Source organism: Arcobacter rhizosphaerae, assembly GCF_049472155.1.
GTDB lineage: Bacteria > Campylobacterota > Campylobacteria > Campylobacterales > Arcobacteraceae > Arcobacter_B.
Genome location: NZ_JBMOVW010000001.1, coordinates 324888 through 344503 on the forward strand (window position 1 = coordinate 324888; position 19616 = coordinate 344503).

A 19616-nucleotide genomic window follows, 5' to 3' on the forward strand; every position below is an offset into this window, starting at 1 on the left:
ATAACTCCAATGTATATTTAAGGTTAAGATTTTAACTAAAATTTGATAAAATCTAGCAAAATAACTGTAAACAATAAAAAGGATAATGATGAAAATAATAGTTTTACTAGTGATTGGGTTAATTCTATTTTTAATAGCAAGAAATTATAAAACAGAAAAATTTAAAAATATTAATTTAAATATAAAAGAGAAATTTGAAGGAGATTTATTATCTCATGAAGCAGGACTTTTAGTTGCTTTAATGGCAAAAGTAGCAAAAGCTGATGGAAAAGTATGTGAATTAGAAGCAGAACTTTTAAAGCATACATTAAATGATATTTCAAGACATTTTGAAAATCAAGAAGAAATAAGAGATAGATTAAAACAATTATACAATGAACAGAAAAAGAGTTTTAATAATACTATTAATATTTGTGAAAAATTATACAGCTTAACAAAATATGATTATACAAAGCGTGTTAAAATTATGGAGTATTTGTTAAATTTAGCTTTTATAGATAAAGATTTTTCAGATACAGAAAAAATGATTACAGAAGATATTTCTAACGCATTAAAAATCAAAAATAATGATTTTGAAAATCTTGTAAGTAATTTTAAAGCTTTTTATGAAAATACAGCTAAAAATGAGGCTTTTAGTATTGACAAAGCTTATGAACTTTTAGAATCTAGTGTTAATGATGATGATACTACTATTAAGAAAAACTATAGAAAACTTGTAAAGAAATATCATCCCGATATAGTTGCAGGGCAGGGAGCTTCTCAAAATATTATAGATGAAGCAACATCAAAATTACAAGAGATAAATGAAGCTTATGAACTAATCAAAAAAAATAGGGGAATTTAGTGTTTGGTTTTGATGACTCTTATGAAGTATGTAATTGTAAAAATGTTACAATTGATGATATAAAAAATGTAATAAATAATCAAAATGCTAAAACTTTAAGAGATCTTCAAGATATGACTAAAGCGGGTACTGAATGTAGACATTGTATTTTTCCAGAAGGAGATTTTGGAAAAATAAAAAAGAGTATTTATTGTAAACAAATTTTAAATGAACTGAAAAAGGATTAGTTTAATGGCAAGAAATTTCCATCACTCTTATGAGGTATGTAAATGTAAACATGTAACATTAGCTGAGTTAATACACTCTATTAAAGAAAGAGGAGCTAATACTTTAGAACAGATTGGGGAATTGACAGACGCTGGTACTTGTTGTAAATCTTGTAAAAGTCCAGAAGATGATATTGGTGCTGATAAAATGGAACTTTATTTAGTTGAAGTTTTAGAAAAATTTAAAAAGTAGTTGAATGAAAGAAGAATTAATACAAGAAATAAAAGAGCTTATAAAAACATCTAAAGAAGATAGTATAGAAATAAATCCAAACTATCTTGAGTATTTTGAACAAGAAGAATTAGAAGAGATTAAAAATCAACTTATGCAAAAAAAAGAAAAAGTAAATATTGATAATGCTGGTTATTTAGATGAACTTTATGAGAAAACAAAAAAAGATGAGTTATAATATATCTTCACAAAAGGATATGGATTGATAAATTGGGATAATGTAAAAGAACAATTAATTACTTTTTTACAAGATGAAGTAAAAAAAACAGGTTTAAAAAAAGTTACTGTAGGTTTATCAGGAGGCCTTGATTCAGCTGTTGTTGCTGTACTTTGTAAAGAGGCTTTTGGTGATAATTTGAATTGTGTTTTAATGCCATCACAATTTTCAAGTCAAAGTTCAACTGATCATGCGGTTGAATTATGCGAAAAGTTTGATATTAGATATGAAATTGTTTCTATAGCTCCTATGATAGAAGCTTTTATTGATAACATGGATGATGACAAATTAAGAATTGGAAATTTTAGTGCAAGAATGAGAATGTCAGTGCTTTATGATATTTCATCAAGAGAAAAATCAATTGTTGTTGGGACATCAAATAAAAGTGAGTTACTTTTAGGTTATGGGACTATTTTTGGAGATATTGCTTGTGCAATTAATCCAATTGGTGAAATGTATAAAAGTGATGAATTTGAATTTGCTAAGTTTTTAGGTGTAACTGATGCAATAGTAAATAAAGCTCCAAGTGCAGACCTATGGGAAGGTCAAAGTGATGAAAATGAATTAGGTTATTCATATAAACAAATGGATGATGTACTAAAACCTATGGTTGATGAAAATAAATCAAAAAATGAACTAATAGCTTTAGGTTTTGATGAGAAATTAATAGATATGTTAGATTATAGAATAAAAGCAAATGCTTTTAAAGGTAAACTACCTACAATAGCAAAAATTAAGTGGAGTTAAATTTATGAAAAGAGAAGTTGCAATTTATAAAGCATCTTTAGATAATGAAGAGTTAAATCAAATTAGAAGTGTTTTAGAATCAAAAGACGATTTATCAAAAGTACTTGAGTTTGAAGAAAGTATAAAAGATTTTGTAGGAGCTAAATATGCTGTTGCTACTGCAACATCTACAGCTGCTGTTCACCTTGCTTTAAGTGCTATAAAACTTAAAAGAGGAGACAAAATTTTAATGTCTGTAAACTCTTTTGTTAACTTACCTGAATGTGTTAGACATTTTGATGCTGAACCTGTTTTTATTGATATTAATAAGGAAGATATGAATATTGATGTTGATAAATTTGAAAAAGCATTAGAAGAAAATAGTTCTAAAAAGTTAAGAGGGGCAATAATTACTTTTGTAGGTGGACAAACTCCTGATTTAGATAGAATTTATGATATCGCAAAAAAGTATGGAATTATTTTAATTGAAGACTGTAGATCTTCTTTAGGTGCTACTTATAAGGGTAAATCAGTAGGTAATTTAAGAGCTGATATGACTATCTTTTCTACAAACCCATCAAACTCTAAATATGCTATTTCAAGATCAGGAATTATTGTAACAAATAATGAGGATATTGCTAATAGAGCAAAACTTCTAAGAACACATGCTTTAACAACTACTTATGATAATTATGGAAACTTAGACTATGTATATGATGTTGTAGATATTGGACATAAATATGATTTATCTGAACTAGATGCAGCTTATGCTTTAGCTCAATTAAATAAAACTAAGAAATTTATCAAAAGAAGAAAAGAAATTGCAGCTTTATATGAAAAAAGATTAACTGGTGTGAAACACATCACAATTCCACCACATAAAGATGAGCATATTTTCACTCAATTTATAGTAAAAATATCAAGAAATAGAGATGCTTTTGCTAGGGCTTTAAAAGATAGAGGAGTTGCTACTGGACTTAACTATATTCCATTACATCTTTTATCTTATTATAAAACAAAATATTCTATTAAAATTACAGCATTTTCAAATGCACTTAATAACTATCAACAAATACTTTCCTTGCCAATGTATGCAGGTCTTACAGATGATGAAGTAAACTATGTTTGTGACCAAGTAATTGAAGTTGCATCTGAGTGGATATAAGCTAACTTGAAACAAAAACTTTATACATGGATAGAAGAATACCTCTTCTATCCAAATACTTTCCAAAAATTTATATCATTTTTATTATTACCGCTAACTTTTATTTATATGCTAATAATATTATTTAAAAGAGTAATGGCAAAAGAAATAAATTTGGGTATTCCTGTAATATCTATAGGAAATATTATTGTAGGTGGAAGTGGTAAAACACCTATTACTATTAAACTTGCTTCCAAATATGAAAAAGTTTGTGTAGTTTTGAGAGGTTATGGAAGATCTTCAAAAGGCTTATATGTAGTTTCTCACAATGGTGAACTTTTAGAAGATGTGGAAACAGCAGGTGATGAAGCTATACTTTTAGCAAATTCTTTACCAAAAGCTACAATAATTGTAAGTGAAAATAGGGTAAAAGCGATACAAAAAGCAAAAGAGTTAGGTTGTAAAATAGTTTTTTTAGATGATGGGTTTTCTAAATATCATATAAAAAAATTTAATATCTTACTTAGACCAAAAAAAGAACCTACAAATATGTTTTGTTTGCCAAGTGGATGTTATAGAGAGCCTAAAGGTTTTTATTTTAATGCAGATTTAGAACTTAGAGAAGGTAAGGATTTTAAAAGAGTTATTACTTTTAAAAAGGCAAATAACTTAACTAAAGAAGTAAAACTTCCTTCAAAACTTTTATTGCTAACAGCTATTTCTAAACCAAAAAGATTATTAGAGTTTCTCCCAAAAGAAACTAAAATGGTGAGTTTTCCTGATCATTATTCTTTTACAAAAGAAGATATTAATAATATTTATCAACAGTATAAGGAATATAGTATTATTACAACAGGCAAAGACTTAGTAAAACTAAAAAAGTTTAATATAAAAGATTTATATTTGATGGATTTAGATATAAAATTTGATGAAAATATAGATTTTTCAATAATGCAAGAGTATATAAAATCAGATGAATAACATACATTATATAAATGATGAGCCTTTGGCTCATCTTGATAGTACAAGAAGATTAAATTCGTTTATTTGGAGAATAATGTATAAACGAGTTTGTAAAAATATTGACACTTCAATATTAAATATTAAAAATATTAAAAAAATATTATTTAATAAAAATGGTTTAAACCAAATGAAAATAGAAGCTACCTTGCCTTATGTAAGTATAAATAATGAAACTATGTGGTATTTAGCAGATGATCAAGAAGAGTATTATTTACCTTTAAGTATTAGTTTTACGGATTCTAATATGTTCTATGATATAGTTTTAATTGATGGTAAAATTGATATTAGAGTGAAAGATTTAAGAAAGAAAAGTCCTTATTTAAATCATAATCCTATTTTACTTTTAAGGGATTTAAAAAAAATACAAGCTAATTTTGAAGTATTACTTAATACTATTTAATTTTTCTTTTTTAAATTTTAAATAAGGTGTTATAATAGTATGGTTTCTTGCCATTTTAGAGAAATCTTCTTTTTTTGTAATCTTCTTAATAATCATCTCCATAGACTCTAGGTTTTTACTTTCTAGTTCTTCATCTAAGTTAGCATATTTATGTAATAGAGCATCTAAAGCAAAATGGTAATCATAGGCTAACTGTCCTTTATCATTTAGTACTTTTTTTATAAAAATCCAATTATCAAAAATTTTAGACCAAGATCTTTTTTGTTCACCTGTTTTACAAAGGTTCATAATAATGGCTTTGAATTTAAAAAGAGCAAAATAAGCTTGATGACTACTCCATAATTCTTGAATCCACCAGTCCTCATATTTAGGAAAACCTGTGAATTTTTTGATTTTTTCTTTTTTTTGATTTTCTTTTTTTTTATCTTCATTTAGAACAAAGTTATTTTGAATATTTTTTAATAAAACACTAAAATGTAATATAAGAATAGGGATTCTAAAATTTAATAGTTCTATTTCTTTTAGTTTTTCATCTTTACAATTTTTTAGATGGTTTTCAAAATCTTTTCTAATCTGACTTAATTCATCTTTTAGCTCTTTATGATCTCTTAGGTTTAATTCTAGGGATTTTTCTGCTACTTCAAACAGTTCATCGTCTTCAAAATTAACTTCTTGGGGAAGTTCATCTAAAATCATCATAGCTTCAAGTTTTTGATCATCACTTCTTTGATTATTGTTTTTTATTCTTAGATTTTGATTTTCAAAGTATTTTTTTCTTTTTATTGCTTCTTCAAGTTTCTCTTTTTCTTCAAGTTCTTTTAAGTCTTGTTTTAAGAGTTCTTCATACATGGCTTTATGTTTAGTTAGTTTTTCTCTTGTTTCTTCTAAGGTTGATTCAGTTGAAGCTAGGGCTAAACGTGAAAGCCTATTTTCTCCTGCCTCATGATTTGATAATTGTTTTTGAAGTAAACTTACTCTTTTTTCTTCTTCTTTTATCATTTCTTCAAGGGCTATCATACTATTCATAAAGGCTCCAATATGTTAAAAAGCTTAGGTTTTTATATTATAGCTTAATTTAATTATTTTAAGAAAGTATTAATTAATAACTAAGGCATTGCCTTAGTTATTTTATAACATGTCCTACAAATTTTGACATATTATTTAAGATTTTTTCACCTCTTCTAAAACCTAAACCAGAAGCTTCATAAGCATAAAATACTCCTGCTTGATATGAGTTTCCTTGACTATCTGTTGGAAGTTCTACATACTCTTGATAAATAGCTTTGTGTCCTTCATAATCACCTTGCGTCTCTACATCTATACTTCCATCTTCATTTATGATTTTAGTATTTGCTCCTTCTCTACCAAAACATCTCTTTTCAACTTGTTTTTTACCTTGTAGTGGTTCAAATGAAGTTTCAAGTAGAAGTGGGTGATTTGGATATAAATCCCAAAGAATTTTCATAAAGCCTTTTGATTGGAACATTAAAGTATAAGCAGGGTTGAAAATGATTGCTTTTTTTTCTTTAATGATTTCAGTTAAGATAAGTGCTAATTCACCTTCATCAATAGCTATATCTTCCCATGGAATAAGCTTAAACCAAAACTCAAATAGTTCATCTTCTTTGAAAATACCTTCATCATTAAATCCAACTTGGTCTATAAATTCAAAGTCTGTGTTAAAACCAGCTTCAGTTGCTATATGTTGTAGAAGTTTAGTTGTATTTTCGTCTTCTGGAAGTCCTGAAATAGATGTAAATAATATTTTCCATCCAAGTTTTGAATAGTATTCATCAAACTTTTCTAAGTCACTATCAAGTGTAATAATTCTTTTGAAGTTGTCTTTTAGTGCATCATATAGGTTGTTAAACTGGCTTGCTTCATCAAGTCCATTTTTCTTTAACATTGCCCATTGAATAATAGCTGTTTCAAAAAGTGAAGTTGGTGTATCTGCATTAAATTCGATAAGTTTAATAGGTTTACCATCAATCCCTCCTGCTAAATCAAATCTAGAATATAAATGCCAATGAACATCATTTTCCCATGACTCTTTTATCATTTCAACAAGATTAAAAGGTATATTTAATTCATGGAATAAATCATTTTCGACTACATACTCTCCAGCTTCACAAAACATATCATAAAGTTCATTTGTTGCTTCATAGTAAGCCTCTGCTTCTTCAGGAGTTATTTCTACTATTTCATCTGCTACATAAGAAGTATTATCTTCATCTGTATGCCATACAAATCCTATAGATTCTAAATATTCATCTGTTAATGGTTCTAGTTTTTGTAATTTCATTTATCATCCACCAAACGATCTTGAAGAACCAAATGAACTTTTAGAACTTGAACTAGATGATTTACTTCCAAAGAAACCACTTTTTTTACTTGAACTAGATGTTTTAGAACTAGTTGCATTTTTACTAAATGAGTTTTGCGATCTACTGTAAGTTTGAGGTGATTTATATTGAGCTTTTCTTTGATTTTGATAGTTTTGATTATTGAATAGTTTATTTCCTAACCAAGAACCAATCATAGCCCCTGCAATAGAAGATAGTAAAACTCCTCCTAGTCCCATTCCACCATTAGACATTTCTGGATTTGTAAGAGGTGATGTACCTGCATCGATTTTTGCTTCTTCTTGTTTAACTAATTTATCTATTTCTTCTTTAGTTAGAATTCTTTCACTTCCATCAGGTTTTCTTAAAACGATTGTTGTTTTTGAAGCAGGAAATTCATCTGCAATAGCATATCTTCCATCAGTTGATTGTTCAATAACTACAAAGGCACCTTGCTTTTGAGAAGCTTGTGAAAATGCGTCACTTTGACCTTGTTGCTGGTTATTATTTCCACCATCACTACAACCTACAAGTCCTGTAACTAAAATAGCACCAAGTCCTCCAACCATAGCATAATCTGATATTTTTTTAATATGATTTCTTTTCTTCAAACTAGTAATCCTTTTATACTTATATAAAATAATAAATTTTTAGGATATGATACTTAATTGTTGCTATAAAAAAGATGAAGAAAGACAAAAAAAGTCTTGATCTTTTTTCGTCTTTAGTTTTAAAATTAATTGTTAGTTAATTATTTTGATAAGTCTTCTGTAGTTTCTTCTTGTGATTCTTGAATTTTTTCTTTTTTCTCTTTAATACCATGAGTTGCTATAATCTCAAGATATAAAGTTTCAGCTTTACAAGATGCTGCCTCATCAATTGCTTTTGTAATATCTATAAATTCTAAATGTTGTGCTTCTTCGCCATTTATAGAACTTTTACAATCAAATTTCCAAAAGTCAACGTTTTCTGGTAGTTTTTTCTTTTTTTCTCTTTTGATATATTTTCTAACTTCGTGTTTTATTGCTTCAATAATTCTATCTGGATGTCTTTTCCCATCTTCAAGTTTAAACGTTTTTTTCAATTTTTCTCTTTCGTTTTAATTTAGAATGTAAGTATATCTAAAATTTGATTTATATGTAGTTTTTTTTCAGCTTTATTTTTTATAATCAATATTTCTTTTTCCACAACTAGGACATGGATTAGATTCATTTCTATAGCAAGTAAAACAATATAGAGTTTCACAGGATTTACATGTAAGTTTACAATGTTTACATACATATATTGGCTTTTTTTCTTTTTGCCACTCTTTTTTTTTAAATAGATTAAAAAACATTAAATATCCTAAAGTATTTTTATAATTGTAGTCAAAATTTTTTTTAAGTTTCTTGATATATATCAATGAGATGTTGTGAATGTATTGATATAGTTGAAAAAAAATTGGATAATTAGTATGAAAAAATTTCTTAAACAGTTTAAAAAAATTAATACTGAAAGTTTAGAGCGTTCAAATCTTATTTGGTCTTGGATAGGTGCATTTATTGGTATATTAAGCATTACATTATTTCATAGAGATATTTTAGGAGATAAGGACTTAGCTTTAGTTATTGGCTCTTTTGGTGCAAGTGCGGTTTTAGTTTATGGTGCAATTCATTCACCTTTAGCTCAACCTAGAAACTTTATAGGTGGACATATCTTATCAGCAGTTGTTGGAGTGGTTTCCTATAAACTTTTTTTTGATAATTTACTTTTATGTTCTGCTTTTGCAGTTGCTACTGCTATTTTAGTGATGCAGTTGACATTGACTTTACATCCACCAGGTGGTGCTACAGCTTTAATAGCTGTTATAGGAAGTGAAGATATACATAATCTTGGGTTTCTTTATATTTTATATCCTGTTGCTTCAGGTTCATTTATATTATTAATTATTGCATTAATAGTCAACAATATTTCAAAATATAGACATTATCCAGATGGAATAAAGTTCAATAAATTTATATTTAATCCAAAGAAAAAATCAAAATAAAGATAGAATAATTTCTATCTTTATAACATCGTAATTTCATCTTCTTTAGTAGTAATCATACATAAAAACTCATAATCACTTCCATAACAAGCTTCATAATAGTGATTTATTCCAGCAGGAATATATAAAAAATCACCTTCTTTAGCATGAAACTCTTCATTTCCTATAACAACTTTTGCTTCACCTTTTAAAACATACTGTTGATGTTGAATTTTATTTGTATGATTTGGCATAGAACCACCTGATGTAAGCTTGATTTTCCTAACTAAGAAATCCTTATCAACACTTGGAGTTAATACAGCAATTTGTGCTTTTTGAGTTTTTGGGATATCATTTTTTTCAATAGTATCTGAGTTTGTACAGTATGACATATATAATCCTTTTTTGTTTTTTAATATATTATATTTTATATTATAATCATTTATTTTGACTTATATTTTAATAAAGTATCAAAAGGTTAAGAGATAGTTGTTTTAGTTTTGGCTCTTGGAAAAGAGAAAATAATAAAGTCTATAACTTGTATGGTAAAATATACTAAAGGATTTAAAATAACTAGATAATGTAGCTTTAAATCAAAGGAAAAAGAAAAGTCAGATTATTACAGAAGCATTAACTAGTTATTTAAATATTGCTTCAAAAGAAAAAAAAGCAGAACGGTGGTATAAAGAGAATAAAGAAGCTATTGATGCTTATAACAAAGAGATTGAAAAAGAAGGACTGATATAAAAAGATAGTAGAATTTTTTAATAAAAAAATAATTATCATTAGTTATAATGTACTTTTATATATTTTTGTTACTAAATATGAAATTTATTAATTGAAATATTAAGAGAAATTTAAAAGGAATAAAATGAGTAGTATCTCAAACTGGGGACATGTTTACGGAATAATTTTTAATAAGTTTAAATATGAAAATGTAATTAAGTCTTTACAAGAAAGTAAGAAAAATAAAGAAGTTATTAGATTAGGGAATGAAGAAGGCGAATTACTTTTTATTTCTAATTATAAAGTAACTAATGATGGTTATTGTTTTTTAATTGGAAGAACAAATGAAGAAGTTAGTAAAACAAAATTCGATACTAAAACATTTAAAAGTGAAGATATTGATTTTTTAGAAAGTGAGCATATTAGTGACTATACACATATATTTATAAGTAGGAAAACAATTTCAAAAACAGGTAATAGTCATTATTTATTAGTAGAAAAAAATCAAAGAATACAAATAGGAAGTATAAAAAAACTAATTGGAGGAATAATAGGTTATAAGAGTTTAGATGATAAAGAGAAATCTAAACTTTTTATTGGTTCAATTTTACAAAGTGATTATATTAAAAAACTTTTAGAAAATGAAATAATAGGGAAACAAATAATTATTAATGAAACAAAAAAGGCGATAATAGATTTACCTGATAGCGAAAAACAAAAAACAGAAACAAAATTAACTCAAATTTCGAGGTTTGAAAATGGAGCTAAATTTTTAAACAGTCTAAATTTTTTGATAAATAATCCAAAATCTCATGAAGATAAAGATGTTTTACTGATTGTTGATGATGGAAAGACTAAAAATAAGAAAATTCCTTTACATACTGATTCTACAAAGTATGTACCTTTCTTTCAATTACCATTTTACATAAAGTCTGTTAATAAGGATATTCATGAGGAGATTGTTGATAAGTTTATAAATGTTATCAATACTGGAGATTACGAAACTATATAAAAGGATAAAGTATGAACTTTCAAATCCATAAAATCATTTTTGAATTAACAAAAAAAAGATTTGAAATAAGGAAAATATATAAAGATGGAATAGGAGCATCTTTTTTTACATTAAGATATTTATTCCCTGTTTTATCAATAGTATTATTTTACTTTATAGTAAAGTATTTAAATTTAGATAATCTTAAATTACTGGACTTAATAAAACAAATGAACAGCTTAATTGGAATAATTTTAGGTTTTAGTATTGCATCATTTGCAATTTTCATTTCAATTAATAATCAAAAGCTCGAAGAAAAGTCTCAAAATACAAACTTTACTTATAGAGAAATAGGAAGTTCTTTATTTTTTTATAATGTAGAAATATCATTGTTAACTTCAATAATTGGTATATTTTTAACTTTTATGATTATCCCAGATTTAACTAAAGATACATTATTCTTTTTAGTAGAAAATAATAAACTATTCATTATAAGTTTTTCTATTTATATAGTTTTGTTTTTTCAGTTAATTTATAATTTATTTTATTCTTCAATATTTTTAAATAGTTCTATAAAAAAGAAAGTATAAGAAGAGTAAGTTACTCTCCTTTTAACCCTTTTCTCATAGTCTCAACCACATCTTCATCAACTTTTTGTTTTGTGAAGTATTCAAAAGCTAAAACCCCTTGGAAAAGTAACATATCCTCACCGTCTTTTATCTCACAGCCATTCTTTTTAGCTAATGCTAAAAATGGTGTGATTTTTCCATATACACAGTCAAAAGCATAAGAGGCTTTTTTTAAAATTGGCTCTAGGATCTCTTTGTCGCATGGAAGATACTCATCTTTTAGTCCTGCACTTGTTGAGTTTACTACTAGATCATACTCTTCTGCTTTGAAATTTTCCCATGAGTATGAAGTGATACCTTCATTTTTGAAAAACTCTAGTTTTCTTGCACTTCTGTTTAGTACTGTTACTTTGATACCTTTTTCTTGTAAGGCAAGCGCAATTGCTTTTGCTGTTCCTCCTGCTCCTAAAAGTAGTACATTTTTTACCACTCCAAAAGATTCTATCGCTTTTAAGAAACCTGGTGCATCTGTATTGTATGCTATGATTTTTCCATTTTCATTTATATATGTGTTTACTGCTTGGATTTTATTTGCTAAACCTCTTACTTCATCGGCATTTTTATATGCAAACTCTTTATGTGGAACTGTGATATTTGCTCCTTTGTATGAGTTTTCTAAAAAGGTAGTTTTTATAGTTGCTCCATCTTCTAAGTGGTGTTTTTCATAAACACCATCATAATTTAGTGCTTCAAACCCTGCATTTTGCATTTGTGGTGATTTTGAGTGAGCTACTGGATTTCCAAATATTACGAATTTTTCTTTTGACATATATATTTCCTTAATTTAAAAATATGATTTTATCAAAACTCTGTTGATATATTCGTATATTCACTTTAAATACACAAAATTATTTTAAAGTAAATAAAAAATATAGGGATTATTATGAGTGACAAGAACAGTTTTTTTAGATTTATATGGAGAGTAAACTCTTTGATTATTTTGGCTATTGGTCTTCTTGGAGTGAGTTTATTGGCTTATGGGTTTATTCAAAATCAAAGTTATAAAGAAGTAAGTAATATTGTAAATATTCAAGATAATAAAGATTCAAAAGAAAATTACAAGCTTGAAGCAAATGCACAGTTTTTAAATGACAAATATCAAGTAACACCTCTTGTTTTAACGCAAGATTATGAACAATCATATTATTCAAAGCATACTTATTCTGTAAAAAACTATTTATTTACAGATTTAGAAAATAGCAAATCTTATTGGTTATTCAAAAAAAATGATAAACTTATTTTAGATTTATTTAGATTAGAAAAAAATAATTTAATATCAACATCAAAAGATACAAAGGCTTTGATGTATTTAGTAGTAAAAGAAGATACAAATAACGACGCAAGATTATCTATTCAAGATAGATTTTCTTTAGTTTTATCAACTCCTTCTGGAAAGAAATATATCGAATTATTTGAAAAGCTACAAAGTTTTGTATCATGGAGATTTATAGATGGCTCAGAGATTATAGTTCATTATAAAAAAGATGGTAAATATTTTAGTTCAAATATTGATATTGAAAAATTTAAGATAATTGATACAAGAACTATTGATATCAATCAATGATTATTTATACAAATTATGTAAAAATTCATAAAAAACAAAAAGGCTGATAATGCTTATAGATAAAAATAACTTACCATTAGTTGCAGAAGATTTTATGAATGATGTACATTTTGAAGATGTTGATATTATAAATGAACTATATGAAAAAGCAGTAGTTTATAAAAATACGAAAAAAGATGAAGATAGAAAAGATCTTATTGCTTGTTATGAAAAGTGGTATAATCATACAGTTAACCACTTTAAGGGGGAAGAAGCAAAAATGCTTGAGTTAAGATTTCCTCCTTATATGATGCATAAAGGTGAACATGATAGATGTTTAGAAAATATGGCTTATATATTGAATAGTTTTATAAATAGTGATGATATTGATTCTTTGATTTCTTATTTAGAAGGGGATTTACTAAGTTGGTTAGTAAATCATATTCAAACTATGGATACTGTTACAGCTAACTTTTTTAAGACTGGTATGAGTCCATGTAGTGCAATGCATTAAAAGGTAAGTTTATTTACCTTTTTTTGCGATTAGATTAAAAAGTGGATACTCCTTATCATTTCTTTCATGAATAAATACAGTATCAGACGAAATAATCTCAAAGCCTATTTTTTCAAAGATTTTACATACTTCTTCTTTTTCATAACCAAAGTGCTCAACTCCATCATTGTTGTGTTTTTTATGAAAAGTTCCATCTTCTTTTTCAAGGTCATTTATACATATAATACCATCTTTTTTTAAGGCATCAAAACATTTTTTAGCAAACATATTTGTATCTTTTATATGATGCATTGTCATTGAAGAGATTACTAAATCAAATTGTTCTTTTGGAAGTTCTTCTTCATTTATATTATGTCTTACAGCTGTAATATTATCAAAGTTTGATTGCTCAGCTTTTTCATTAAATTTTTCTACCATTCCCTCAGAATAATCCATACCTAAAATGTTATTAGTATTATTATTAAGTGCAAATGCAATAAATCCAGTACCACAACCATAGTCTAAAATATCAGCATTTTGTCTTAAGCTTATTTTTTCAAGAAGATTCTTTACACAAGCATTTGAGCTGTCTATACTTGATTGTTTTTTATCCCAAGTTTTTGCTGCTTCATCAAATCTATTCATTTATATCCTTTGTTTAAAAATAATATTATATCAAAATCAAACTTTTTACAGTACAATTATGAAAAATAATTAAAAGGTAGAAACTTATGAAGAATATATTAGCAGTTTTTACAGATAAAAGTGATGGAAACTTAGCTTATCATGTAGGCGATAAAAGACATAATGTAGATAAAAATCAAAAAGCTTTAGCTATAAAACATGGTTATAGATTTAGTGATTTACGATATATGAATCAAGTTCATAGAAATAAAGTAGCAATTGTAACACATGAATCTCCTAAATGTATAGATGATTGTGATGGTTTAATAACAAATGAAAAAAACTTACCTCTTATGGTTATGGTTGCTGATTGTATTCCTATTCTTTTACATGATAAAGAAGAAGGTGTCATAGCAGCACTTCATGCAGGAAGAAACTCTACTTTTTTAAAGATTGTACAAGTGGCACTTGATATTATGAAAAATCATTTTGGATGTAAAGGTGAAAATATAGAAGCTATTATGGGGCCTAGTATTCAAAAGTGTTGTTATGAGGTAAATGATGAGCTTTTAAAAATAGTAGAACAAAACTTTGGAGAAGAGTTTATAGAAGGAAAAAATATTGATCTTCAAGGAATAAATCGTTCAATTTTAGAACAAAATCAAGTAAAAAATATTAAAATTTCAAAAATTTGTACAAAATGTTCAGAAACTGAACATTATTCTTATAGAAAAGACCCAAAAACTGGTAGATTTGCAGGTATTATAAAACTTTAAAATAACATATTACAAAATTACTCAAAAATCAAGCAAAACTTAAAGAGTTTTAAGATTAAAAATTATCTAAAACCTATAAAAAACTTTTTAAGTTTGTATTTTATAATCTTATAAAAAGTACCATAAAAACAATATATTAAAAGCAAAAATACATCAAAGTAATTATTAAAGTTGTATTAAAAAAAGTAATTACTTATAGTAGTTTACATAAATTTTACATAACTAGCTTAAATGAAGCTTGGCTTTTAAATTAGTTTGTAAATTTATCTTTTTTAAGCTTTCTTCTGTTACTATTTTACCACATTTTAAAGAAAGCAGAAAATATAAGGATTAGAATGAGTACTAAAGTAACAAAAAATGAAGCATTAGATTACCATAAAGTTCCCAACCCAGGAAAGGTTGCTATTGCTACTACTACAAGATTAGAATCACAAAGAGATTTATCTCTTGCATACTCTCCAGGAGTTGCATACCCTTGTGAAGAAATAAAAGAAAACCCAGAGGCTGCATATACATATACATCAAAAAGAAATTTAGTTGCAGTTATTTCAAATGGTACAGCTGTACTTGGACTTGGTGATATTGGAGCATTAGCTTCAAAACCAGTTATGGAAGGTAAAGCTGTATTATTCAAAAAGTTTGCAGCAGTAGATTCTTTTGATATTGAAGTTGATGAAAAAGATATTGATAAGTTTTGTGAAACAGTAAAAGCAATTTCTCCAACATTTGGTGGAATTAATTTAGAAGATATTAAAGCACCTGAGTGTTTTGAAATTGAAAGAAGATTAGTTGATGAGTTAAATATTCCTGTTATGCACGATGACCAACATGGAACAGCTATTATTACAACAGCAGGACTTATGAATGCAGCTTCAATGATGGATAAAAAACCAGAAGACATGAAAGTAGTAGTTGTAGGTGCAGGGGCTTCGGCTATTTCTTGTTCTACAATGTACAAAGAATTAGGTGTTAAAAACTTAATTATGTGCGATTCAAAAGGCGTTATTCATAAAGGTAGAACAGATTTAAATAAATATAAAAAAGACTTTATGATTGATGATGCTATTACTATGAATGAAGCATTTACGGATGCTGATATGGTTCTAGGATTATCAAGACCAGGAACTTTTACAAAAGAGCATATTTCACTTATGAGTGAGAGACCTATTGTATTTACATTAGCAAACCCTACACCTGAACTTTTCCCTGAAGAAGTTAGAGAAGTAAGACCAAATGCAATTATTGGTACAGGAAGAAGTGATTTCCCAAATCAAGTAAATAATGTACTTGGATTCCCTTTCATTTTTAGAGGTGCATTAGATGTACAAACTAGAAAAATCAATATGAGTATGAAAATGGCTGCAGCAAAAGCTATTGCAGACTTAGCAAAAGAGCCTTTATATCCTGAATTGAAAGTTATGTTTGGTGATTTATCTTATGGTCCTGATTATATTATTCCTATTCCATTTGACAAAAGACTTATGGTTGAAGTAAGTGCAGCAGTTGCCAATGCAGCAGTGCAAACAGGAGTAGCAAGAATAAAAGAGTTTGATTTAGAATCATATAGAGAAAAACTTTCTCACATGGTATAGGTTAAATTATCTATTAATTAAGAAAAAGGTATTATTCTCATTTAATTTAAATGAGAATAATATTATAGGACGATAATGGAAGAGTATATACTTTTAATTGATACTGAAGATGCAAAAGGTTTAGTATACAATATTTCTAAAGTACTTTTTGCAAACAACTTAAACATAGAGCGAAATGCTGAATATGTTGACCCTGAAACTAACAAATTTTTTATGAGAACTAGAATCTCAGGAAATATCTCAAAAGACATTTTATTAAAAGAGTTAAAAGAGGTTTTACCACAAGGCTCAAGAATTAGACTAAATAAAAAAGCTAAAAAAGATGTAGTTATTTTAGTTACTAAAGAGTCTCATGTATTAGGTGATTTACTTATTAGATATATTGATGGTGAGTTAAATGCAAATATAAAAGCTGTTATTGGTAATCATGAGTATTTAAGAGATTTAGTTGAAAAATTTAATATTCCATTTACTTGTATTAGTGCCGAAGGAATGGACAGAGAAGCTCATGAAGACTTAATGATTGAAGAAATCAATAAATATGAACCAGAAGTAATTGTTTTAGCAAAATATATGAGAATTCTAACTCCTAAATTTGTACAACAATATCCACAAAAAGTGTTAAATATTCACCACTCATTTTTACCTGCATTTATTGGAGCAAACCCTTATAAGCAAGCTCATGAAAGAGGTGTGAAAATTATTGGTGCTACGGCTCATTATGTTACTGATGATTTAGATGAAGGTCCGATTATTTCTCAAGATGTTGTAACAGTTGATCATACTTTCTCTTGGCAAGATATGAGAAAAGCAGGAAGAAACGTAGAAAAAATCGTATTATCAAATGCTTTCCAGTTATTACTAGAAGATAGAGTATTTGTATACGGAAATAAAACGGTAATTTTATAATGTTTAATTTAGTATTACACGAACCAAGAATCCCAGGAAATGTTGGAACTATCGGGAGATTAGCTTTTGCTATGAACTGTAAACTTCACCTTATAAAACCTTATGGTTTTGGAGAGATTACAGAAAAGGAAGTAAGACGAGCTGGACTTGACTATTGGTATGATTTAGAAGTTTATGAGTATGAAAATATAGAAGAGTTTTGGGAAAAGAATCCAATTTCAAATAGACACTTCTTTGCTACTACAAAAACTGAAAAAGTTTATTTTGACGCTAAGTTTGAAACAGGAGATTTTTTCTATTTTGGAAGAGAAGATGCTGGATTACCTGAAAGTATTATGAATAAACATAAAGAAGGATGTATTACTATTCCTATGACAAATGATGCAAGAAGTTTAAATATCGCAAACTCTGTATCAATTGTAGCTTATGAAGCACTAAGACAAAACTTCAAAGATTTTAAATAATCTTTGAAGAATCCTATCTAATAAAAATAAATTAACAAAATTTTAACTATTACATAATATAATATAAACCTATAAAATTAAGGGAAATATTATTGTATAAAATACTACTACTTGAAGATGATAAACTTTTTGCATCTACACTTGAAGACTTTTTAGAAGATGAAGGTTTTGAAATTGATATTGCTTATGATGGAGAGCAGTGTTTAGATCTAAACTATGAAAATAAATATGATTTATATATTTTTGATATAAACGTACCTAAAATAAATGGTCTTGATGTATTAAAACAGCTAAGAGACTCAGGAGATACAACACCTTCTATTTTTTTAACATCCTACAAAGATAAAGAGACTTTACATGAGGGCTTTTTAAAAGGTTGTGATGATTATCTAAAAAAACCTGTAGATTTAGATGAACTTATACTTAGAATAAAAGCTTTATTTAAAAGAAATAAAAAAAGTTTTGAAGCTATCAAATTAAACGATATTTTAGAATTTGATTGTATCTCAAAAAGAGTTTATGAAAATGGAGCTGATTTAAATTTACCTATTAAAGTATTAGAATTGCTAGAGCTTTTTATAGAACATCGAGGAGAGATAGTTACTAAACAAATGATAATCTCTAAGCTTTGGTGTGCAGGAGAAGAGTATAGTGAAGGTTCTATTAGGGTTTATATAAACTCAATAAAGAAACTTTTAGGAAAAGAGTCATTATCAAATATAAAAGGTGTAGGGTATAAGATTGAATTCTAAAAAAAGAGATTTTTTAATATCAATATCTATTGTTTTCACTATTACAATAGTTTTAGTACTATATTTTAATTTTATGTTTATTTCTTTATTTGGATTAAATCAAGAAAATTTTATATTAATAATCTTGCCTTTAGTTTTACTAGGTTTAGTAATTTTTCTAAGTTTTACAAACAATATTTTAAAACCACTTTTTAAAAGTGATGAAGTCTTACAACAAAGTATAAAAGAGACAATTCATGAACTAAATATTCCTGTATCAACTATACAGATGAATACACAAATGCTTCAAAAGAAAATAGATGATGAAAAAAGTCTAAAAAGATTAGGGCGAATAAAACAAGCAAGTGATGATTTATTAAAACTTTATGAAAATATGGAATATGATATCAAAAAGCAAATAGACAAAATAGATAAACAAGAAGCAAATTTAAAAGAGATTATTAATCATTCTATTTCAAAGTTTGATGATATAAAAAAAGATATAAAAATAAACTCAAATATCCCAGATATAAATATTTCAACAGATATAAATGGTTTTGAAAAAGTAATAGACAACTTACTTTCAAATGCAATTAAATACAATCTTAAAGAGCAAGGTCAAGTAAATATATCTTTTGAAAATTCTATTTTAAGTATTTTTAATACAGGTGAGAATATAAATACAAAAAATCTATTTATTATTTTTGATAAATATTACCAAGAAAACTCTAAAAATGATGGCTTTGGTTTAGGTTTAAATATAGTAAAAGAGTTTTGTGATAAAAATAAAATCATTATAAATATTGATACTTTAGAAAATGGAAACTGTTTTAATCTTAATCTAAAAAAAATTCTTATAACTAATTGATAACATTTATCATAATTTAAATTCTTTTTTAAATGAATTATTATATTATAATAGAAATTTAATTAAAGGAT

The 19616-nt window shown here is 26.6% G+C and carries 27 protein-coding genes; 20 read left to right on the forward strand and 7 right to left on the reverse strand.

The genetic code is table 11. The features are described from left to right. Window positions 1-88 precede the first annotated feature (88 nt). Genes ACH5BH_RS01565 through ACH5BH_RS01600 form a run of 8 tightly spaced genes read left to right on the forward strand, consistent with a single transcriptional unit; the run spans window position 89 to window position 4852 of the window. Window positions 89-844, forward strand: coding sequence for a TerB family tellurite resistance protein (locus tag ACH5BH_RS01565; protein WP_423297231.1), 756 nt, complete (start codon window positions 89-91; stop codon window positions 842-844). Continuing rightward, the gene (locus tag ACH5BH_RS01570) at window positions 844-1071 is read left to right on the forward strand and encodes a (2Fe-2S)-binding protein (RefSeq protein ID WP_404304213.1); all 228 of its coding nucleotides are present in this window, start codon (window positions 844-846) and stop codon (window positions 1069-1071) included. Before ACH5BH_RS01565 ends, ACH5BH_RS01570 begins: the two co-directional genes overlap by 1 nt. A gap of 4 nt (window positions 1072-1075) precedes the next feature. After that, window positions 1076-1303, forward strand: coding sequence for a (2Fe-2S)-binding protein (locus tag ACH5BH_RS01575; RefSeq protein WP_404304212.1), 228 nt, complete (start codon window positions 1076-1078; stop codon window positions 1301-1303). Between the two features lie 4 nt (window positions 1304-1307). Then, a complete protein-coding gene (locus ACH5BH_RS01580; RefSeq protein ID WP_404304211.1) occupies window positions 1308-1520 on the forward strand; it encodes a hypothetical protein in 213 nt (70 codons plus the stop codon). Window positions 1521-1544: 24 nt separating this feature from the next. After that, window positions 1545-2306, forward strand: a complete 762-nt coding sequence (locus tag ACH5BH_RS01585) for an NAD+ synthase (protein ID WP_423297232.1) — start codon at window positions 1545-1547, stop codon at window positions 2304-2306. A gap of 4 nt (window positions 2307-2310) precedes the next feature. Continuing rightward, window positions 2311-3450, forward strand: coding sequence for a DegT/DnrJ/EryC1/StrS family aminotransferase (locus ACH5BH_RS01590; RefSeq protein WP_404304209.1), 1140 nt, complete (start codon window positions 2311-2313; stop codon window positions 3448-3450). A gap of 6 nt (window positions 3451-3456) precedes the next feature. Next, window positions 3457-4410, forward strand: coding sequence for a tetraacyldisaccharide 4'-kinase (locus ACH5BH_RS01595; protein ID WP_423297233.1), 954 nt, complete (start codon window positions 3457-3459; stop codon window positions 4408-4410). Then, complete coding sequence (locus ACH5BH_RS01600; protein WP_423297234.1) at window positions 4403-4852, forward strand: hypothetical protein; 450 nt, start codon at window positions 4403-4405, stop codon at window positions 4850-4852. The genes ACH5BH_RS01595 and ACH5BH_RS01600 overlap by 8 nt, the downstream gene beginning before the upstream one ends. Here ACH5BH_RS01600 and ACH5BH_RS01605 read toward each other — a convergent pair. The 4 genes from ACH5BH_RS01605 to ACH5BH_RS01620 all read right to left on the reverse strand — a co-directional run bounded on the left by ACH5BH_RS01605 (window position 4835) and on the right by ACH5BH_RS01620 (window position 8278). Then, complete coding sequence (locus ACH5BH_RS01605) at window positions 4835-5878, reverse strand: hypothetical protein (protein WP_423297235.1); 1044 nt, start codon at window positions 5876-5878, stop codon at window positions 4835-4837. The two genes, ACH5BH_RS01600 and ACH5BH_RS01605, sit on opposite strands and share 18 nt — an antisense overlap. A 97-nt stretch (window positions 5879-5975) precedes the next feature. Continuing rightward, window positions 5976-7154: a glutathionylspermidine synthase family protein gene (locus ACH5BH_RS01610; protein ID WP_423297236.1), complete on the reverse strand. Its 1179-nt coding sequence runs from the start codon at window positions 7152-7154 to the stop codon at window positions 5976-5978. Between the two features lie 3 nt (window positions 7155-7157). Continuing rightward, the gene (locus ACH5BH_RS01615; protein ID WP_404304204.1) at window positions 7158-7805 is read right to left on the reverse strand and encodes a UPF0323 family lipoprotein; all 648 of its coding nucleotides are present in this window, start codon (window positions 7803-7805) and stop codon (window positions 7158-7160) included. A gap of 140 nt (window positions 7806-7945) precedes the next feature. Continuing rightward, the gene (locus ACH5BH_RS01620; RefSeq protein WP_404304203.1) at window positions 7946-8278 is read right to left on the reverse strand and encodes a DUF6172 family protein; all 333 of its coding nucleotides are present in this window, start codon (window positions 8276-8278) and stop codon (window positions 7946-7948) included. Window positions 8279-8647: 369 nt separating this feature from the next. On the opposite strand from ACH5BH_RS01620, the gene ACH5BH_RS01625 reads away from it, so the two are divergent. Then, complete coding sequence (locus tag ACH5BH_RS01625; RefSeq protein WP_404304190.1) at window positions 8648-9220, forward strand: HPP family protein; 573 nt, start codon at window positions 8648-8650, stop codon at window positions 9218-9220. A gap of 20 nt (window positions 9221-9240) precedes the next feature. Here ACH5BH_RS01625 and ACH5BH_RS01630 read toward each other — a convergent pair whose 3' ends face one another. Then, window positions 9241-9591, reverse strand: a complete 351-nt coding sequence (locus tag ACH5BH_RS01630) for a cupin domain-containing protein (protein ID WP_404304189.1) — start codon at window positions 9589-9591, stop codon at window positions 9241-9243. A gap of 226 nt (window positions 9592-9817) precedes the next feature. On the opposite strand from ACH5BH_RS01630, the gene ACH5BH_RS01635 reads away from it, so the two are divergent. The 3 genes from ACH5BH_RS01635 (at window position 9818) to ACH5BH_RS01645 (ending at window position 11506) form a co-directional block, all read left to right on the forward strand. Continuing rightward, on the forward strand, window positions 9818-9946 hold the full coding sequence (locus ACH5BH_RS01635; protein ID WP_423297410.1) for a type II toxin-antitoxin system CcdA family antitoxin: 129 nt from the start codon (window positions 9818-9820) through the stop codon (window positions 9944-9946). A 124-nt stretch (window positions 9947-10070) separates the two neighbouring features. After that, a complete protein-coding gene (locus tag ACH5BH_RS01640) occupies window positions 10071-10937 on the forward strand; it encodes a hypothetical protein (protein WP_423297237.1) in 867 nt (288 codons plus the stop codon). A gap of 11 nt (window positions 10938-10948) precedes the next feature. Further along, window positions 10949-11506, forward strand: a complete 558-nt coding sequence (locus tag ACH5BH_RS01645) for a hypothetical protein (RefSeq protein WP_423297238.1) — start codon at window positions 10949-10951, stop codon at window positions 11504-11506. A gap of 10 nt (window positions 11507-11516) precedes the next feature. On the opposite strand, the gene ACH5BH_RS01650 is transcribed toward ACH5BH_RS01645, so the two are convergent. Next, on the reverse strand, window positions 11517-12314 hold the full coding sequence (locus ACH5BH_RS01650; RefSeq protein ID WP_423297239.1) for a shikimate dehydrogenase: 798 nt from the start codon (window positions 12312-12314) through the stop codon (window positions 11517-11519). A 114-nt stretch (window positions 12315-12428) separates the two neighbouring features. On the opposite strand from ACH5BH_RS01650, the gene ACH5BH_RS01655 reads away from it, so the two are divergent. Together ACH5BH_RS01655 and ACH5BH_RS01660 are read left to right on the forward strand one after the other, a co-directional pair. Further along, window positions 12429-13109, forward strand: a complete 681-nt coding sequence (locus ACH5BH_RS01655; RefSeq protein WP_423297240.1) for a hypothetical protein — start codon at window positions 12429-12431, stop codon at window positions 13107-13109. A 49-nt stretch (window positions 13110-13158) separates the two neighbouring features. Then, window positions 13159-13602, forward strand: coding sequence for a hemerythrin family protein (locus ACH5BH_RS01660; protein ID WP_423297241.1), 444 nt, complete (start codon window positions 13159-13161; stop codon window positions 13600-13602). 9 nt (window positions 13603-13611) lie between these two features. Here the strand turns inward: ACH5BH_RS01660 and ACH5BH_RS01665 are convergent, their stop codons facing one another. After that, entirely contained in the window at window positions 13612-14226 is a 615-nt protein-coding gene (locus ACH5BH_RS01665; protein WP_423297242.1) for a class I SAM-dependent methyltransferase, read from the reverse strand. Between the two features lie 86 nt (window positions 14227-14312). Here ACH5BH_RS01665 and pgeF point away from each other — a divergent pair, with 86 nt between their 5' ends. The 6 genes from pgeF (at window position 14313) to ACH5BH_RS01695 (ending at window position 19545) form a co-directional block, all read left to right on the forward strand. Then, complete coding sequence (gene pgeF / locus ACH5BH_RS01670) at window positions 14313-14981, forward strand: peptidoglycan editing factor PgeF (RefSeq protein WP_423297243.1); 669 nt, start codon at window positions 14313-14315, stop codon at window positions 14979-14981. Between the two features lie 335 nt (window positions 14982-15316). Beyond that, window positions 15317-16573 (forward strand): malic enzyme-like NAD(P)-binding protein, encoded by a 1257-nt coding sequence (locus ACH5BH_RS01675; protein ID WP_423297244.1) that lies wholly within the window; start codon window positions 15317-15319, stop codon window positions 16571-16573. Between the two features lie 75 nt (window positions 16574-16648). Beyond that, the gene (gene purU / locus ACH5BH_RS01680) at window positions 16649-17482 is read left to right on the forward strand and encodes a formyltetrahydrofolate deformylase (protein ID WP_404304181.1); all 834 of its coding nucleotides are present in this window, start codon (window positions 16649-16651) and stop codon (window positions 17480-17482) included. Next, entirely contained in the window at window positions 17482-17946 is a 465-nt protein-coding gene (locus ACH5BH_RS01685; RefSeq protein WP_404304180.1) for a tRNA (cytidine(34)-2'-O)-methyltransferase, read from the forward strand. The genes purU and ACH5BH_RS01685 overlap by 1 nt, the downstream gene beginning before the upstream one ends. 92 nt (window positions 17947-18038) lie before the next feature. Next, window positions 18039-18698, forward strand: coding sequence for a response regulator transcription factor (locus ACH5BH_RS01690; RefSeq protein WP_423297245.1), 660 nt, complete (start codon window positions 18039-18041; stop codon window positions 18696-18698). Continuing rightward, window positions 18688-19545 (forward strand): sensor histidine kinase, encoded by an 858-nt coding sequence (locus ACH5BH_RS01695; protein WP_423297246.1) that lies wholly within the window; start codon window positions 18688-18690, stop codon window positions 19543-19545. Before ACH5BH_RS01690 ends, ACH5BH_RS01695 begins: the two co-directional genes overlap by 11 nt. Window positions 19546-19616: the final 71 nt, after the last annotated feature.

Bases quoted from the DNA above. Each gene is read 5' to 3' on its own strand.
- ACH5BH_RS01565 (WP_423297231.1), top strand. From the start codon at position 89: ATGAAAATAATAGTTTTACTAGTGATTGGGTTAATTCTATTTTTAATA.
- ACH5BH_RS01575 (WP_404304212.1), top strand. From the start codon at position 1,076: ATGGCAAGAAATTTCCATCACTCTTATGAGGTATGTAAATGTAAACAT.
- ACH5BH_RS01580 (WP_404304211.1), top strand. From the start codon at position 1,308: ATGAAAGAAGAATTAATACAAGAAATAAAAGAGCTTATAAAAACATCT.
- ACH5BH_RS01590 (WP_404304209.1), top strand. From the start codon at position 2,311: ATGAAAAGAGAAGTTGCAATTTATAAAGCATCTTTAGATAATGAAGAG.
- ACH5BH_RS01600 (WP_423297234.1), top strand. From the start codon at position 4,403: ATGAATAACATACATTATATAAATGATGAGCCTTTGGCTCATCTTGAT.
- ACH5BH_RS01605 (WP_423297235.1), bottom strand. From the start codon at position 5,878: ATGAATAGTATGATAGCCCTTGAAGAAATGATAAAAGAAGAAGAAAAA.
- ACH5BH_RS01610 (WP_423297236.1), bottom strand. From the start codon at position 7,154: ATGAAATTACAAAAACTAGAACCATTAACAGATGAATATTTAGAATCT.
- ACH5BH_RS01625 (WP_404304190.1), top strand. From the start codon at position 8,648: ATGAAAAAATTTCTTAAACAGTTTAAAAAAATTAATACTGAAAGTTTA.
- ACH5BH_RS01630 (WP_404304189.1), bottom strand. From the start codon at position 9,591: ATGTCATACTGTACAAACTCAGATACTATTGAAAAAAATGATATCCCA.
- ACH5BH_RS01640 (WP_423297237.1), top strand. From the start codon at position 10,071: ATGAGTAGTATCTCAAACTGGGGACATGTTTACGGAATAATTTTTAAT.
- ACH5BH_RS01645 (WP_423297238.1), top strand. From the start codon at position 10,949: ATGAACTTTCAAATCCATAAAATCATTTTTGAATTAACAAAAAAAAGA.
- ACH5BH_RS01650 (WP_423297239.1), bottom strand. From the start codon at position 12,314: ATGTCAAAAGAAAAATTCGTAATATTTGGAAATCCAGTAGCTCACTCA.
- ACH5BH_RS01655 (WP_423297240.1), top strand. From the start codon at position 12,429: ATGAGTGACAAGAACAGTTTTTTTAGATTTATATGGAGAGTAAACTCT.
- ACH5BH_RS01660 (WP_423297241.1), top strand. From the start codon at position 13,159: ATGCTTATAGATAAAAATAACTTACCATTAGTTGCAGAAGATTTTATG.
- ACH5BH_RS01665 (WP_423297242.1), bottom strand. From the start codon at position 14,226: ATGAATAGATTTGATGAAGCAGCAAAAACTTGGGATAAAAAACAATCA.
- pgeF (WP_423297243.1), top strand. From the start codon at position 14,313: ATGAAGAATATATTAGCAGTTTTTACAGATAAAAGTGATGGAAACTTA.
- ACH5BH_RS01675 (WP_423297244.1), top strand. From the start codon at position 15,317: ATGAGTACTAAAGTAACAAAAAATGAAGCATTAGATTACCATAAAGTT.
- purU (WP_404304181.1), top strand. From the start codon at position 16,649: ATGGAAGAGTATATACTTTTAATTGATACTGAAGATGCAAAAGGTTTA.
- ACH5BH_RS01685 (WP_404304180.1), top strand. From the start codon at position 17,482: ATGTTTAATTTAGTATTACACGAACCAAGAATCCCAGGAAATGTTGGA.